This is a genomic window from uncultured Eudoraea sp. (assembly GCF_947490415.1).
Lineage (GTDB): Bacteria > Bacteroidota > Bacteroidia > Flavobacteriales > Flavobacteriaceae > Eudoraea.
In genome coordinates, this window is sequence record NZ_CANLGX010000004.1 from 433,412 (window position 1) to 450,671 (window position 17,260).

At 36.9% G+C, this 17,260-nt stretch carries 12 protein-coding genes and 1 tRNA gene; 6 read left to right on the forward strand and 7 right to left on the reverse strand.

Translation table 11 applies throughout. The features are described from left to right. Positions 1-80 precede the first annotated feature (80 nt). Positions 81-153 (forward strand) — tRNA-Lys (locus Q0874_RS13130). Between the two features lie 923 nt (positions 154-1,076). Then, positions 1,077-1,352: an SHOCT domain-containing protein gene (locus Q0874_RS13135; RefSeq protein WP_299163807.1), complete on the forward strand. Its 276-nt coding sequence runs from the start codon at positions 1,077-1,079 to the stop codon at positions 1,350-1,352. A gap of 192 nt (positions 1,353-1,544) precedes the next feature. Here the strand turns inward: Q0874_RS13135 and Q0874_RS13140 are convergent, their stop codons facing one another. Further along, positions 1,545-2,366 carry an SDR family NAD(P)-dependent oxidoreductase gene (locus tag Q0874_RS13140; protein ID WP_299163808.1) on the reverse strand — a complete coding sequence of 274 codons (822 nt, stop codon included), beginning with the start codon at positions 2,364-2,366 and terminating at the stop codon, positions 1,545-1,547. 48 nt (positions 2,367-2,414) lie between these two features. After that, positions 2,415-2,753 carry an OsmC family protein gene (locus tag Q0874_RS13145; protein WP_299163809.1) on the reverse strand — a complete coding sequence of 113 codons (339 nt, stop codon included), beginning with the start codon at positions 2,751-2,753 and terminating at the stop codon, positions 2,415-2,417. 562 nt (positions 2,754-3,315) lie between these two features. Between Q0874_RS13145 and Q0874_RS13150 the strand changes: the two genes are divergently transcribed. After that, a complete protein-coding gene (locus Q0874_RS13150; RefSeq protein ID WP_299163810.1) occupies positions 3,316-3,915 on the forward strand; it encodes a hypothetical protein in 600 nt (199 codons plus the stop codon). Between the two features lie 416 nt (positions 3,916-4,331). Here the strand turns inward: Q0874_RS13150 and Q0874_RS13155 are convergent, their stop codons facing one another. After that, positions 4,332-7,493 carry a glycosyl hydrolase gene (locus Q0874_RS13155; RefSeq protein ID WP_299163812.1) on the reverse strand — a complete coding sequence of 1,054 codons (3,162 nt, stop codon included), beginning with the start codon at positions 7,491-7,493 and terminating at the stop codon, positions 4,332-4,334. A gap of 353 nt (positions 7,494-7,846) precedes the next feature. Between Q0874_RS13155 and Q0874_RS13160 the strand changes: the two genes are divergently transcribed. Further along, positions 7,847-11,818 carry an AsmA-like C-terminal region-containing protein gene (locus Q0874_RS13160; protein WP_299163814.1) on the forward strand — a complete coding sequence of 1,324 codons (3,972 nt, stop codon included), beginning with the start codon at positions 7,847-7,849 and terminating at the stop codon, positions 11,816-11,818. Positions 11,819-11,911: 93 nt separating this feature from the next. Here the strand turns inward: Q0874_RS13160 and Q0874_RS13165 are convergent, their stop codons facing one another. The 4 genes from Q0874_RS13165 to Q0874_RS13180 form a co-directional block, all read right to left on the reverse strand. Next, complete coding sequence (locus tag Q0874_RS13165) at positions 11,912-13,231, reverse strand: PHB depolymerase family esterase (protein WP_299163816.1); 1,320 nt, start codon at positions 13,229-13,231, stop codon at positions 11,912-11,914. Between the two features lie 54 nt (positions 13,232-13,285). Beyond that, positions 13,286-13,861 carry a YceI family protein gene (locus Q0874_RS13170; protein ID WP_299163818.1) on the reverse strand — a complete coding sequence of 192 codons (576 nt, stop codon included), beginning with the start codon at positions 13,859-13,861 and terminating at the stop codon, positions 13,286-13,288. A 31-nt stretch (positions 13,862-13,892) separates the two neighbouring features. After that, positions 13,893-14,558 carry an O-methyltransferase gene (locus tag Q0874_RS13175; RefSeq protein ID WP_299163820.1) on the reverse strand — a complete coding sequence of 222 codons (666 nt, stop codon included), beginning with the start codon at positions 14,556-14,558 and terminating at the stop codon, positions 13,893-13,895. A gap of 199 nt (positions 14,559-14,757) precedes the next feature. After that, the gene (locus Q0874_RS13180; protein WP_299163822.1) at positions 14,758-15,267 is read right to left on the reverse strand and encodes a PepSY domain-containing protein; all 510 of its coding nucleotides are present in this window, start codon (positions 15,265-15,267) and stop codon (positions 14,758-14,760) included. Between the two features lie 257 nt (positions 15,268-15,524). Between Q0874_RS13180 and Q0874_RS13185 the strand changes: the two genes are divergently transcribed. Both Q0874_RS13185 and Q0874_RS13190 read left to right on the forward strand, forming a co-directional pair. Beyond that, positions 15,525-16,547: a sensor histidine kinase gene (locus Q0874_RS13185; RefSeq protein WP_299163823.1), complete on the forward strand. Its 1,023-nt coding sequence runs from the start codon at positions 15,525-15,527 to the stop codon at positions 16,545-16,547. Further along, on the forward strand, positions 16,544-17,248 hold the full coding sequence (locus Q0874_RS13190; protein WP_299163825.1) for a LytTR family DNA-binding domain-containing protein: 705 nt from the start codon (positions 16,544-16,546) through the stop codon (positions 17,246-17,248). The genes Q0874_RS13185 and Q0874_RS13190 overlap by 4 nt, the downstream gene beginning before the upstream one ends. The last annotated feature ends 12 nt before the right edge of the window (positions 17,249-17,260 follow it).

Sequence of the window (17,260 nt, forward strand, 5' to 3'; positions counted from 1 at the left end):
TTGAAAAATTAATTAATGATAGTATATTTGCAGCCGCTAATGCCGTTTTATCGATGGTATTGGAATATTAATCACATAATGACCTGGTAGCTCAGTTGGTAGAGCATCTCCCTTTTAAGGAGAGGGTCCTGGGTTCGAGCCCCAGCCAGGTCACGAGAGAAAGTAAAACCCACCGAACAGGTGGGTTTTTTATTTTGAAGGAAATCCAAGCTCGCTTGAGATTTCCGGAGAAATATAAAACGGCAAGCGTTAGCTTGCGTGGTTTTGCTTTTTGACCTTGGGGGCGCTGGGTCAGACGAGTGTAACGAGTCAACCCCAGCCAGGTCAATTAGTGAGATGGAAATCCTGACAGCAACGTCAGGATTTTTTTATGAAATAAAATCGGGGCGAGAAGCCTGCCTGCCGGCAAGCAGGTTTATACCGAGTGCAGTCTAGGTAAGCCCCCGTCCGAATGGCATTGACCCAATTTCAGGTGACTACTGAAACAACAATGGAGGTCAACGCTTTAAAGAGCGATATGGGAGGAGTTGTATTGGCAATCGGTTTGATTTTATAGCTCTATTTCATCCAGGGAACAAAGTGGCTGTATCCTGCTGCAATAGTGGCTTTTGCCATGTTATTTAGAAGGGTGGTCAGTCTTTTTGTAGATGGAGTTTCACAGGAAGCTTTATTGGCGACCTTTTAAGAGCTATTGGCAATAGCTGCTTTTCTATTTGTGGCTAAAAACTATTCAATCAATCACTCTTCATAGCCGTTTGAATATGAAAACTACCTATTATTAAAGAAGGCGTTTCACTCCATAAAAAAGGTATAAATCTTTAACGAATTAGTATTTAATATGAGCAAAATCAGCAAACACTTAAGATAAGATTGGTTAAGGAATTTGTTGGTTAACCTCATTATTTATTGAAGTCCCGTAAAACGAGTGTTTAATAGAAATAAAGTAACATCACAAAAAGCTATATCATATACTGGTTAATCCATAATGCTAATTTCAAAACCACAAAGCTGATGATAGTCATTGCAGTCCCCACGGAAATTGTACAATTTTAAAAAGTTTAATCAATAAAGTGAAAATGATGAATTTAATTAATTTACATCAGGACGGTATGCATTGGGGCGAATGGCATTGGGATGGATGGTTTATTTTCCCGGTAATCATGTTTAGTATATTCATAATCTGGCTCCTATTTGGTAAAAAACGTTATATGTGGTCATGGCCTCATTATTATAACGATCATTATAAGCAGAGAACTTTTGAAACAGCTCTTGAGATACTGAAGAAAAGATATGCCAAAGGGGAAATCGACAAAGAAGAATTTGACCAAAAACGCAAAGACATGCTAGAATGAGTAATCTTTTAATTTAAAGATAAAATTTCACCATTGTAAAAGTTATAATACCAAGGGTATGTTTTATTGAACAATCCCAAAAAACAAACGTTTTATGGGACGTTTCTATTCCTTCCAACCAGTTTTGTAAACGGGCATTTTATGGGACTGTGACATTTGATAGTTAGACCAGTTCCAATTGATTAAATTATTTTATCCTTTTATCAGCGATTCAGTAATTGACCACAATTGTTCACCTACATTTTTATCTTTCCAATATTCTATCAGAGGATATTCTTTTTTTTCCTTGAATACCTTTCCGTTTTTTTCAATTTCAGATGTGAGAACATAAAGAATATTTTCAGCAGCTTTATCCACAGTAGATGAGAATAGGTTTTTGAACCATCCAGCAAGTGGTACTTCTTTTACTAGATTTGATTTAAAAGGCCCAGGGTCGGCCATGAATGTCGATATACCATCATTGCCATATCTCCGTGAATACTCGAGACTGGTAAAAAGAAGACAAAGCTTTGTTTTAAAGAAAGAGTGGTACATGCTATATTTTTTTATGAATTGCAGGTCATCCATATCCAGGCGTAATCTGTCTGAAGGCCGTCCGTTGTTTAATATTTGTGGTGATGAACCTTTCTTTAGGATATCCCGGAACGATGTCATTAGAATAAACGGGGCAAGGTAATTAACTTGAAACATCATTTCAAACCCATCCTCAGTTACGGTGCGCTTCTTTTTCATGATCGCAGCATTATTAAATAGTATATCAAGCTTGGTTTTTCTTTTTAGAAAGGCATTTATGAAGCTTTGGATTGAGTCCATTGAGGACAGATCACAAATCATTAATTCAATTGCAGTGCCGGGAACTGCTCTTTTTATTTCAAGAATAGCCCTTTCGCCCACTTCTTCGTTTATGCACAGCATTACTGTTTCGGCACCATGGGTCGCTAATAGCTTTGTTATTTCAAATCCTAATCCTGAATTTGCGCCGGTAACTAGACAGGTTTTTCCTGAAAGATTCATATCAACCTCTTTATTTTGAAAAATGGCATTATTTCCAAAACATTGAAACTATGCCTTTGCGTAAGAATTATATAAATATTTTACTCTTACTGGAATTCCTTCTGCAAGACTGTTCTTGATTGGGCAGCCTTCGGCGGCCCTTTCCAAACGTTTGCCAGTCTTTTCTGATATACCTTCCGGCATTGTGACGATAACCTCCACTTCATCGAAACGCATGATTGGTTTGTGGGTGGCCGTAATATGTACATCCATCTTTGTCCCAGTCAGGTCAATGTTGTGCTGAATAGCATATGTTCCCATAGCCATTAGCATACAACCCCCTAAGGCTGATTCCACGAGATTGGTAGGTGAAAACTCTTCTCCTTTCCCTGTGTATGGACAATCCATGCCAACAGTTTTTCCCTTTGATTTTTTTAAAGCTGTGCAATGTTGTTTCGCATCATAAACTATTTGTACGTCTTTCATGATTTGTATTACTTTAATTTTGGATATAGTTTCATTAGAACTTTTTCCTTATCGTTCGCAGTTCAATAACAAATGAATGCAGACATTCTCAAATATCCTATGATATGGATCAGGAACGAAATTGATTTTGGAGAGTTGTCTTACCTTACCATCGATCCATTTAGACAAGGCTATGCTAATACTGGATAAACCTGATGGTAATTGTAGAATTTGCTGAAGGAGTACAGCTTTAAGAAATTTTCTCGGAGTATCGAAAATCGAATATTTTATGGGACACTACCAATTTTTCTTAATCTGTTCTTATAAACCGCCGTTTTATGGAACCGTAATATATGATACCTAAATTACTTGCTAAAGTTTAAATAACTAAGATTATAGATATAATGGGAATATAATTACCAGTAGCCATATTTCTTATATTTAGAGTATATCGTTGCTATGGTAACTATATACAATTGTTGTATCAATGTAATTGCTTATAGTTATGAAAATAACTGCTTCAGAAGAAGAAAAATCCATGGCATTACCGGGGGATGATGTCATTCCTGATTTCAAAGGGCGGGTCACCTTTGCTATAAATATCAGATCAAATCCCCAAGAGATCTTTCCTTGGATAAAGCAGATGGGATGTCGAAGGGGAGGGTGGTATAGCTATGATAAACTTGATAATGGTGGCAAACCGAGTGCTCAGGAAATCATACAAAAATTTCAAGAAGTGAAGATTGGAGACTTTTTGCCGGCAAGACCCAATGACCCTCCGGGAACAGGGTTTAGAGTACATGGAATAAAAGAGAATGAGTATTTGGTTTTAACCACATTTAGCGAGTTTCCATCATTTGAACCGGTTAAGGACAATGAACGGCCAAATCGGTTTTGGAGAACTACATGGACATTTTTCCTCAAAAAAGAAGCACGTGATAGGACCAGATTAATTGTAAGGAACAATATTGGATTTGAACCATGGTGGATATCAATTGTTTCAAATGTGATAGCTAAACCATTGCACTTTATTATGCAAAAAAGACAATTGAATAACCTTAAAAACAGAATTGAGGAACAAGACACTGCACACAACAAAAGATAAAATGAATTGAAACTCATTTTATCAAGACCATTAGGCCCACAAAAGGAACGCTTTATGAGACTTTTTAATATCGAAAGTTAAATTCATTCCATTAAATCATGTTTGTTCTATTACCGGAAAATCTACAATCACCAATTAAGATTATTCCACTATATATAAAATTTAGGTTTTAGTTTTTTATCTTTGTGTCTAACGAAAGTTGCTTTGATATAATTCAAATCATATCAAGTTCACAAATCGTCAACACAAGAAGAGAAAATTAGCAAGTGGCCTAATCCCATTGGGATGCGAGCATTAAGCTCCAACCCCAGACAGTTCACAGAGAAAGCAAAAACCCACCGAACAGGTGGATTTTTTATTTTGAAGGAAATCCAATCTCGCTTGAGATTTTCGGAGAAATATAAAACGACAAGCGGTTATGATTTTATCTTCTTATCTAATTGAATTTGAAGTTCGCTTTTCTTTAGTTGGGCATTCAGATTTTTTACTTCGTCCTGCATAAATTCCTTGAACTTCTTATCTATAGATTTTAAACGTTCATTGAAGATGGCATAGACCTCTCGCTGCTGATCTGTGGGCCTAAAGTCGACCCCATTTCCAGTAATATCACTAGCAAGAGCACTCAGCCTTCCGTAGAGTTTCATCGGTGCCCTAAAAGCATCTTCCCTGGCTCCTGTTAGTTGTATATCGTACAAGCTGCCTGCTATTGATTCTGATACTATTCGTAGTTGTATTGCTTTTTGGATATCACCCTTCTTCTTTAATTTGGGGATAATTTCGGCTAGTTCTGAACGAATTCCTTCAATATCGTTGATCATGGTAACCGCTAAGTTTATGGCATCGCGAAGTTCGAGTGAAAAAGCTACTTGATCTTTGATTTCTTCTATGGTTCCTTCAGATGTTGGATCTTTCAACACCACCACTTCCCTAACAAATTCTTCCTTTCCAACGATCAGCTTTACTTTATAAGTGTCCGGAACGACTTTAGGTCCGTATTGTCCTCTCATTAAGTCAAGATCCCAGGTAACCAAAGGACGCCAACCTTCACCGTTGAGTTGCACCCATGGTCTTCCCGGAGGAGTGGATTGCAATTTTGGTTTAAAAGTGGGCTCATAACGAAGGTCCCACATGACCCGATTGATTCCCTTCTTCTTTTTACCTTCCAGCGTTCTTATTATTTCATCATTGCCTGTTAATATTTGTATTTCCACCTTTTGATCCGTACTATCCTTCAGATAATAATTAATGTCCGCCCCATAGGCAGGGTTGGTTCCTGAGTTTGTACTTGGTCCATCTGTCTTAATACTCTGCAGGTTTTGAAAACGGTAGGCCTGGCGCAGACTAAAAAGATGGGTCTCCTTATTACGAGCATCGGTATTGAACTCGCGCAGGGGTGATATATTATCTAAAATATAATACCCCCTTCCATAAGTGCCTACCACCAGGTCATCAAAGCGCTCTTGAATCTCCAACCAATATACGGGTGCCGGTGGAAGGTTATTTTTTAAACGCATCCAACTTTTACCGTCATTATTAGAGATATAAAGGCCATTATCAACGCCCAGGTACAACATACCTTTGCGTTTTGGGTCTTCTTTGATTACATGTGCAAAGCTGTGCACCGATCCAGGTACGGAACCACTAATCAATTTCCAGCTCTTCCCGTAATCTTCAGTTTTATAGACATAGGGATCGAAATCACCCATTTGATGTAAATCCACCGTTATGTAAACCGTACCCTTCGCATAACGGGAAGGCTCTATATTTGCAATAGTTCCCCATTTAGGGAGATTTGGAATGTTCTGAGTAACGTTGGTCCAACTTGTGCCACCATCTCTGGTAAGCTGTACCTGGCCATCATTGCTGCCTGTCCAGATAAGGCCTGGTTCCATTTTTGATTCTACGATGCTAAATAAAACCGATCCATCAAAAGTCATCAAATTATCCGTGGCGATTCCCCCTGAACTTTGTTGATGGGTTTTATCATTCAAGGTTAAATCCGGACTAATAACCTGCCAGCTTTGGCCTCCATCATCACTTTTATGTACAAACTGACTTCCGACATAGACTCTGTGTTTTGTATGGGGCGAAAATGCCAATGGAAAGTTCCAGTGCCAACGGTATTTTAGTTTACCAGGTTCCCACCCGTAGCCTGCTTCTGGCCATACCCGGACATCGCGAGCATGGCCGGTTTTGGCATTATATCTTTGTAGGCCTCCATCATAACAACCAGACCATACAATGTCGTTGTCAAAAGGGTCGGGTTGGGCAAAACCGCTCTCACAACCCCCTACCCCTTTCCATAGTCCCAACGGAATATAGCCCTGTCGGCTGTTGCTTGGCCCCATATATGAATAACCATCCTGACGGTTTCCATAGACATTGTAAGGAATCTGATCGTCTACCGAAACGTGGTACATCTGAGCAATTGGCAGCACAACACGCTGAAAGCTTTTACCATGATTAAGGGTAATACTGGCGCAACCGTCATGTGCAACCATCATACGGTCAGGGTTGGTAGGATCCAACCAAATATCATGATTATCCCCCCCGGCCTCATACCCCCCCTTGATGGTCTTGCCACCATCTTTGGAGGTACTGAACTTTACGCTTGCAAAATACAGTTCGTTTGGGTCTCCCGGCGAAACAGCCATACGCGTATAATAAGGGGCACGCTCCGCAATATCGTGGTTACGGGTTTGCAAGGACCAGGTATCCCCAAAATCTTCGGAGCGATAGAGGGCCGGACTATCAATCTCAAATAACGCATATATAATATTCGGTTCCGAATGGGAAATCGCTACTGCTGTTTTACCAACTGGATTATCTTCACCTCCAGGTAGTCCATTTTTTGAAAGTGCCTCCCAGGAGTCGCCACCATTTGTTGAACGATATACCCCTCCTCCGGCACCACCGCTTCGTAGTCCCCAGGTATTAATATCTACAGACCACATCGCCACTAGAAGTCGGTCAGGGTTTTTAGGGTCGAGGGCCAGTTCGGCCGCACCTGTATTTTCGTCTACAAAGAATATTCGTTTCCAGGTCTTTCCACCGTCCATTGTTTTATATACGCCCCGATCTTGTTGGGGTCCATAGGTATGACCCAAAGAAGCGGCATATACAATATCAGGATTATTGGGATGTATGATGACACGACCAATTCTCCCTGTTTTTTCAAGACCCATATTTTTCCAGGTTTTTCCTGCATCTTCTGATTTATAGATTCCATCGCCCATGGCGTGTGCCGGCCTAATAACAAAAGTTTCACCAGTACCTGCCCAAACAATTTCGGGATTAGAAGGGGCAATAGCTATGGAACCGATGGAAGAAACCTCCTGATCATCAAAAATTGGATCCCAATTGATTCCTCCATCCGTGGTTTTCCACAAACCACCTGAAGCAGCACCGATATAATTGATCATAGGATCGCCCGGCACCCCGGCAATGGCAATAGCACGATTACCTTCAGGGCCTATAAAACGGAATTTAAGATTTTCGAATATCGAGGAATCGGATTGAGCAAAAGTTAAAAAAGAGAATAAAAAAAAGTGGCAGAGGAGCAGTAGCTTCGTCTTCATACAAATGTTTATAGTATTAATACAATGTAAATGTTACTAATATAGCTAAGATTTATGGAATAGGTACTCGCTTTTATATTATTGAAATTATATCATAATTATTTGGTTGGAGCCCCACCTGTCTGCCGTGACCATGCCTTCGGGATGGAGAAGGAGAAGCCAGATCACAAAGTGAATTAAAAATGCTGACACAACTATCAGGGTTTTTAATTCATAACTTATACCATCCTATAGTTGATATCTGAGATAGGTTGGGTAATTTATAGTATAAATAAATAAGACTTCAATTCAAAAATACCTAATTTTAAACCTGATGTATTTATAGTCTTCTTCCAAATAAAGGAAACCACCCCATGCCTAAAAAAATAACAAAATTTATTGTCAGTTTACTTCTGATTTTAGGAATTGTACTTGGGGCTATCTACTTTTTTGTAAAAAGTCATAAAGAAGAAGTTGTCAACTTTATTGTAAATACCGTTTCTGAAAACCATAATGGCACTGTCAGTTTTGACGATGTAACCTTAAAGAATTGGGGTAATTTCACCAATCCTGCATTCCACGTCAAAAATATGGTGCTTCTGGATTCAACTGAATCAAAAATTACCCGTTTTCAAGCAGAGGATGTCTATTTAAAACTATCCATAAATAGTTTATTGAAAAAAAACATCCAGGTAAAATCTCTTCAAATAGAAAATGCGAACTATAAGTCCGTCGTAATTAAAGAAGATCTGGTCACTCTGACTGTAAAAAAGGACTCCACCCCAAAAGAAAATAAGGTTACTGATATCTTTAAACCTTATAAAATGAAAATGAGCATTGAAGATTTCACCATCGATATTCAAAATATACCACGTCATAAAGCATACAGGTTTAAGTTAAACGAAATAACATCAGACCTCCTTATAGCTAGTGATCGGATAAGCTCTTCTCTGGACCTGGACGCAAATATTAAACAATTGGGGTTTAACCTTCAAAAAGGGAGCTATCTCAAAAACACCAAAATCATCGGATCCATGAATCCGGAAATAGACTTAATTTCGGATAAGATTCATATTCCTTCTTTTGATTTATCCATTAATGATCAGATATTTAAGCTAACGGCAGATTTTGATACATCAGGCAGCGGTAGTTTTCATTTTATTATTGTAAACGAAGAAACAGAATATGCCCCAACTGTAAGTCTTGTATCTGACAATATTCAAGAAAAACTTGGCAAATATAAAATTGACCAGCCTTTTTCTACCACTACTACGCTGGATGGTAGTTTTGCGCCATTCTCCAATCCTTTGGTTCATATAGAATTCAATAGCGTTGATAATACGGCAACCATAATAGACCGCTTTGATCTGGAATCCTTATCATTTACTGGAAGTTTTACGAACAGGATTTATGACGATGAGCGGGCCAAAACTGAAGACAAAAAAGATTCAAAACTCAAATTCAGTTCTGTTACAGGGATATACAAAGAGACCAAATTTGAGTTAAATAACGGTATGTTAATAAGCACTCCAAAAGATAAAGCCCTCATTAAAGGTTCTTTAAAAGTAGACGGTATACCTGAAAATTTAGTTTCACTAACCAATAAACCTATTTTTACGCTTAAGGGAGGCCGCTTTAATTTAATGGCCGAATTAGAAGGAGATGCAACTTCTGCAGTTGACCTTCTAAATAAGTCAGATATCAAATTAGAGGTTAGAAATACCGGAATTTTTGACATTGAAGATGAGATATTTATTCCCGTAAACCAGTTAGATATTCGACTCAAAGAAGACCGGGCTGTGTTGGAGATTTTGGAGCTTCCTTTGAGTTCTTCTGATAAATTGAATATTTACGGTCATGTTAACCGTTTTTCTTCACTACTAACAAAAGAAGCTGAAATCCAAGCAACGACTACTTTAGGCTTGAAATCAACAAAATTGAGATGGGAAGATTTTATGAATATTTTTGCGAATTCCAATAAAGGACCTAAAGACAAAGTAAAACAACCTGCATATGTAATACGGGACATGGCAAGAAAAATTTATTTAAAATTTAATCCTTCAGTTGCCGTGGATATTAAGGAATTTGGTTATGAATCCTTTCAATTGACTAATTTCTTTACAGATTTGACCTTTAGTGATGTGAATCATCTTCATCTTTACAATACGACTTTTGACATAAGTGATGGTACTGTTAAACTCAAAGCCGATCTGGACCTTGAACAACCTAAGCAAATTTTAATTGATGCCGATATTGATGCATCAGGCACGCCCGAAATTTTGAATGATATTTTTAATAATGATACCTTCTTTTTTAACGGGGGTAGCTTTTCATTGAATGGGAAAGTCTATGGGGACGTACTCCAAATGGATGATTTTTTAAATGCATTAAATGGCACAATCAGGTTAACCAACAGCAGCATATTTTACCAACCAAATAATCTTACCGTCCCTATTAATTTATTTGATGTACAGATTGACAACAATTTGGTTGTCCTGAATTCCCTGGAAATAGGCATAGGTGAAAAAGATAAATTAAATTTTTCCGGAAGACTGGAGAATTTTAGTGCGTTTCTTTCTTCAACCAATACAGATCAGGTTAATTCCTATATAAATCTTCATTCGGATAGACTGCAATGGGAAGATTTTTTATCGGTTTTTCAAAAAGGAATAAAAAAAGAAAAGAAAGATTCTGTTACATCCATTAATAACAGCGTCAAGGAAACCGTGAGGGGGCTTTATACTAAGTTTAATCCCAAATTAGGAATAACCATTGACAAATTTGAATATAAAGATCTGATAGTCGTGGAAAATTTTTTTACCGGTTTAGATTTTGATGGCCAAAATAATTTGATTCTGGAGGAAAGTGGTTTTGATTTTAATAAAAAAATTAAAGTAGAATTTAAAGCTAGGCTAGATATATCCGAATCTGTTGGAACAGATATAGATATGGACTTCAGGGCCTTTGGTGATCCTTCCCAACTAAATGAAATACTAAACTATGACACTTTTTTACTTCAAGATGGAGATATAGAAATTACAGCTAAAGCCTCAGGTGATATTGAAAATATCAATGAATTAGTATCCTCCGCTTCAGCCATGTTTAAGATTGAGAATAGTGCTTTGATACATAATACAAGTAAGGTTCGTATTCCATTTAGTATTCTTGAAATAGATATTCTCAATGATGATGCTGTCCTTAAATCTTTGAATATTGAATTGCCGTCGGGAGATAAAATAAAACTCTATGGAGAATTAAAGAATATTACCTCAATTATACCAGAAATTAGTGCCAATTACGAAAGAATGAGCTCAAAACTCAATATTTCTTCAAAAAAGATACGTTTTAGTGACTTTTTGGATCTTTTCAATAATGTAGATGCCGAGGAGAAAGTGGAAAATTCAAATCGCCACCTGGCTTTAAAAACGGTGGTAAAAGACTTTTACAATAAATACCAGCCAGAAATTTCCATTAATTTAGATGAATTCATATTTAACAAACTCATCATAAACAATTTCAATACCGGTTTTTATTTTGAAAATGAAGATCTGCTTTATCTGGAAAATACCGCTTTTGATTTTTATAAAGGCAAAGTAACACTTGATGCACATTTAGACATAACCGATCCACATGAAACTGGATTTTCAATTGGATTTACCACCGATAATCTCGATCTGGAAAAGTTGTTGATTTCCTTTGATTATTTTGATATCCCTTCAATAAAGGAAGCGGATAAAATAGATGGAAAAGTTAGTGTTGATACGAGAATAGAAGGAGATTTATTAGATAGTACAGGCATAATATCCAATTCGTTAAAAGGAACTATAGGGTTTGATCTCCAGGAAATGCAAATTAAAGGTTTTGATCCTATTATTAAAGTTGGGAATTTGATTTTCAAGAAAAAACGTTTTGAAGATATTCGGTTCGGGTCCATTGAAAATATCCTTTATGTTGCAAATAATACGGTTGAAATCCCCCTTATGCAAATACAATCCACTGCACTTGATTTTTTTGTGGACGGGCATTTAGGCTATCAGGAAGTGCCTACAAATCTTTGGACGGGGATACCGCTTTCTAATTTTAAAAGTAGAGATCTTGTGGATATTCCAAATAAAACCGGATACATTGAATCAGGTAAAAAGGTTTATATTGAAGCCAAAAGTGGAAAAAAAAATAAAATCAAATACAAACTTCATTTCTCTGAAAGAAAATATTTCAAAGAAAGGGAATTACTCAGTGAATACAGAATAATGGTAAAGGAGGATAGATTGCTCAGAAGAAAATATAAACGGGACTCCAGGGCAGAAGAAAAATTACAAAAGTCGGACTCTACTAAAATAAATTAACCCTGTAATTGAATTTCCTCGTTAAAGATTCCAAAACAAATTTAAGAGATTAACCTCCGGAACTCAATTTTTTACTCTCAGCCCTCTTTATTCCTAATTACTTTGAGCCGCCAACCATTCCATGATAGTGACAGGCCTGTTATTAAGAGTTACAGGTGATCCGTCAAAATCAAAATTGGCGTGGTTTGCATGTGAATAGATCCACGACCAATGCCCATTGTAATAATAATTATCGCCACCAAAAAATCCCGTAATATCGGTAACATGCTCATAGAAAGAAAAATGAACGTTTTTGGCACCCGCCCCAATTAAACGATTGTAAACCGGAACAACCGTCTTTTCTGGAATAGTAGTACCATCGTCCCTGGAATGTACAAACCAGATCGGTACATCCTTTATCAATTGTATTTGCTCATCGGTAATGTATTGCGATTGATAGGCCAACGCGCTGATATATCCTGCTGCAAAGTAATCGGGATAAAGAATAATCAGTTTAAGGGCCATGTAGCCACCATTAGAACAACCTCCCACATAAATCCTGTCCGTATCAATTTTAGGATTGGCCGAAACATAATTCTTAATCAACTCCATTAAACCTTTGTTATAAATGTCGTCTTCCCGTCCATGCGTTGTCACTCCTTTGCTGTTGTGCATCCATGCCCCGGGGCATTGCGGTGCCAGTACATAAGCTCCTCCAAAAAAGGATTGAATCTCATCGGATGCATAATTTGCAGCACGGTTAGCTATAATAGGAATGCTTGGATCTGTACCGCCTTCCCCTCCACCATGTAACCAAATAATTAAGGGAGATTTTTCATTAGTTGTCTTGGGCGAAAAAGAAGCATAAGACATGGTGATACCATTACTGTCTTTAAAAGTTCCAGAAAGGTCAAAGGAATCTATGAGCTGCCTAATGCGGCCAATCTCTTTATCCCAAACCTTATTTGAGGGTTTATGGGTAATGGAAAGTTTGTAATCGATCCAATAATTCCCCCGGTATTTATCGTTACGGATATATTGAATGGGTGATCCTATAGCCAGATCTGGGCCAACTGCTAAAACAAGGGTAATGTGATTGCCACTTTGAAGTCTGTTCCCTTTACCATCTGAGACATAGGCAAAATTTACTGTTCTTTCGCCGGATGCCATTTCAGGAGGAATCTGGGTATATTCTGTATGACGTATGGCACTAACAGCATAATCCCCGGCACTCACTTCGGAAACCTGTTCGTCCATTGAAAGTACTATTCTGCTTACTGCAGGACCCCAATCATATCCCTCAATAATCATAGTATATTCCCCACCCTGGGTTGTTGTAATTGGCAACTTTTCGGTGGCAACTTCTTTTGCCAGCAAGCTCAAAGGAATATGCGTTAACGCTAATATCAATAGAGTAAAAAGAGTGTTTTTCATTAGGACTTTTTTTTTGTGTTTTTATGCTGATTAGATAGTTATAGCTCTTATAAATTAATAACCCTTGTTGAATTCACCAGTTATTCTCAAACCCACTTCATCACTAACGGACATAGTGGAAAGATTTTCACCTACTCCAAAAGCCTGTCTCATTAAACTACCAATTGCTTTAAAACCAAGTTCATGTCGTTTAGCGCGCTCGTTCTCCACAGGGCCAACAAGCCATACATCCAGTGTAATTGGAAGTGTATTTCCTTTAATAATCATATCACCTGTTACTTTGTAATGCTCCCCCGCTATCTGACTGAAAGAAGTACTTTTAAAACTCATAACAGGATATTTTTCTACATCAAAGATATCAGCACTTTTAAGATGTTTATCCCTGTTCTCATTTTCTGTATTAATGCTGGCCGTTTTAGCGGAAAACTCAAAAACCGCATCAGAAAAATCATCTTTTGTAGTTTTCATTGTGGCCTCAAACTCCCTAAAAAAGCCATCAACTTCTGAAATCATATGATGTGTTACAGTAAATCTTATCCTGGAATGCCCGGGATCTAAAGTCCAAACATCCTGTCCTAAAACAGTAAGTGCTGGAAAAACCAATATCAGAATTAATACAATTTTTCTCATTTTATTTATTTCTAGTTTGTTTTCAGTTATTTCATTTTTTATAACTAATAGATAGTCCACCACCAGAATTGTCTACCGTGGTCGTGTAGTTACCCAGAGCTGATACATACTCCAGAAACTCTGTAGTACCAGAAATTCCTCTTTTGCCCTGAGAACTGATATTATGTGCGGTAAAACATCCTCCTGATACCAATTTCGGATTAATGTCCTTAAAATAGTTGGTGTACCATCCCTTGTCAGCATCACTAAAAACGAAATCAAAAGGACCGGGTAATTCTTTAACCAGTTCATGGGCATTAGCGCGTCTGGCATCAATATATTCAGACAACCCTGCTTCTTTAAAATTAGCCAGGGCTTCTTTATGCCTGTCCTCATCTATTTCAACGGTAATTAACTTTCCCCCTGTTTTGCTAAAAGCCCAGGCAATCCAGATGGAGGAATGACCGGTAGAAGTACCAATTTCCAAGCCTTTGGTATAACCATTTTTCAAGATAATATCGTAAAGAAGCTCTCCGTCTGAAGCCGGAACATTTAAATCGCGCCAATGATTTCTTTTACTTTTCAGAAATGCTTCCACTTTCATGTCCAACTCCGTATTAGTCTTAGAATCTTGAGCCAGGGTACAATTCGATGGAAAAATCAATGTAATAAAGAAAAAGAAAACCGGCCAAAAGATAGGTGTTATAATTCTTCTCATAATCGAATACAATTGTTACTACAATATAAGGTTTACTGTCTAAACCGGAAAGTTGATTTTCTCAACGACAGGACTTACCCGCTAAACGACATGTCTTTATCGTTTTGTATCAGCTCGAATTTTTACAAGACCTTTTATGTTCCTTTAATTAACATGTTTCCACCAACTAACAGTTCTCGTTCCAAATATTAATTACGACTTACACAAAAAGTAAAATCACCGTAAGTAACATACCTCCAAATGCAAAGTAGAGTCCCTTTTTGAATATTGGTGTTTTGGGTCTGAACATCCAAAATGCGGAAACAGAGAAGAACAATAGTGCGATTCCGAAAATGATATTTAACCAATACAATGGGTGCCCGGAATGCATTTTATGCAAATTGTTCATATTGTCCAAAATAACAGGCATCTTCATTTCGGTATAACTAGATTGTCCGGTAATTTTATTATAAGTACCTCCTTTAAAGTAAACAATGTCCCCTTCTTGCTTCTCTATTTTAAAACCCCTCTTACCCAGGGCCGAACCCAGGGCCTCGGCTTCCAAGCCTATCCCCAGCTTTTTCTCTATCTGTACTTCCTTTTTTAGGAAGTCGGTATTTCTAAATGTCAATACTATACCACTAATAGCGTAAACCGCCATAATACCTGCTAAAAAGAACCCCAAATACCTGTGATAAGTACGCATGTTTTGTTCTGTTTTTCTTCCCATAATTAAAATAATTTTCAAAAATTAATATATCCGTATATATAAATCATCTTTTAAGATTTAATTTTCCTGAAATAAAGATCTGTTTACAAATAATGCTGAAGAAAAATTCTACTGTGAACGACATAAGATTTCCAGTGAACTGTACGCTTTAATCTTAAAGTAGAACAATTGTCGTTAACAGGTATATTTCTGCCGTTCACATCCGACCATTTTTGGAAATGCATCTATTAGTTTAGATTTGTAGTATTAGCATGATTATGAATAAGATAACTTCAAATATAGGTTGGCAAGAACTCTTCTTTCAATTTGTATTGTATCTATTGGTACTTCTCTTCTATTCCTTTGACAGGAATGATCCGGGTATTACCCTGGCACAGGTGATTTTCTTTTTAGTCTATGCTTGTGCATCAGTTTTTATCACTTACTTTTTGATGCCTAAATTCTTATATAAAAAGGAATATTGGCATTTTTTTGGTTTGGTCATTTTGGTTCTTTTACTCGTAATTGTGATAGAAGAATTATTGGAAGTTGTGTTTTATCCGGGTACACGAAGAGCAGCGATAGTTCCTGGTATATACTATGCCATTTTTGACGTTCTTCCTATAATTGCAATCTTATCAGGATTCAAATTTGCATGGGATGCAATAGGCAAACAACGTGAATTGGAAAAATTAAAAACATCTATTCAGGAAAGTGAACTTCAATTTTTAAAGTCTCAGATAAATCCACACTTTTTATTCAATAACCTAAACAATCTGTATTCGTACGCTATAGAACTTTCCCCTAAAACTCCTGCCATAATTTTGGAATTAAGTTCTGTCCTACGGTATATGCTCTATGAATGCAAAGAAAGATTTGTGCCCTTATCTAAAGAAATTGAACAACTGGAAAATTTCACACAACTAAATCAACTACAGATTGAGGAAAGGGGAAAAGTCAATTTTAAAGCAATAAATATTGCGACTGGTTATCAAATAGCCCCGTTAATCCTCTTGGTCTTCATCGAAAATGCCTTTAAACATAGTCAATCAGGTCAGTCCAGTAATATTAGCATAGATATTGAGATTAAAATGGAAGGAAACACCTTATTCTTCAATTGTAAGAACAATTTTCAGCCTATATCCACTTCCGAAAATCTAACCAAAGGTATTGGGTTGGAAAATGTAAAAAAACGATTGCAATTGCTATACCCCAAGGCGCATGAATTAAAAATTAAAGAATCCTCAGATCAATTTGAAGTTGATTTGAAGATGGAGTTGCAGAAAATAAGTTTCAAATGAATTGTATAATTATTGAAGATCAGCCTCCGGCTCAACGTATCCTTAAAAAATTTATAGAGGATATAGGCTCCTTACAGCTCAAAGGAGTTTTTTCAGATGCCATTCAGGCCATGGAATTTTTAAAAACTAATTCTGTGGATCTTATGTTTCTGGACATTCATTTGCCAAAGATTTCAGGGATAGATTTTTTGAGAACAATGCCAAATCCACCTTATGTCATATTAACAACTGCCTTTTCAGATTATGCCCTGGAGAGTTATGAATTAAATGTAGTTGATTATTTATTAAAACCTTTTTCTTTCCAGCGTTTTGTAAAAGCAGTCTCCAAAATACCTTCAACTAACGGTTTAAAACATTCGGAAGAAACACATTCTCATAATCCGGAAAATCGCAAAGAAATTTTTATCAAATCAGGATATGAACATATAAAAATCGCCGTCAAGGATATTATTTATATTAAATCTGATGCGGATTATACAGAAATCATAACCTCTGAAAAAAAATACTTATCTTCAGAACCCCTTCGTTTTTGGGAACAAAATTTAAATCAAAAAAACTTCTTTAGAACGCATAAGTCCTTTATTATAAATACCTCAAAAATTGAAAAAATAATCGGAAACCAGGTCTATTTGATTGGAAGTATTAAAGCTCCTATTGGACGTGCTTTTAAAGAAAATTTCATGAAAAGTCTATTGCAGTAAATAAAAATACTA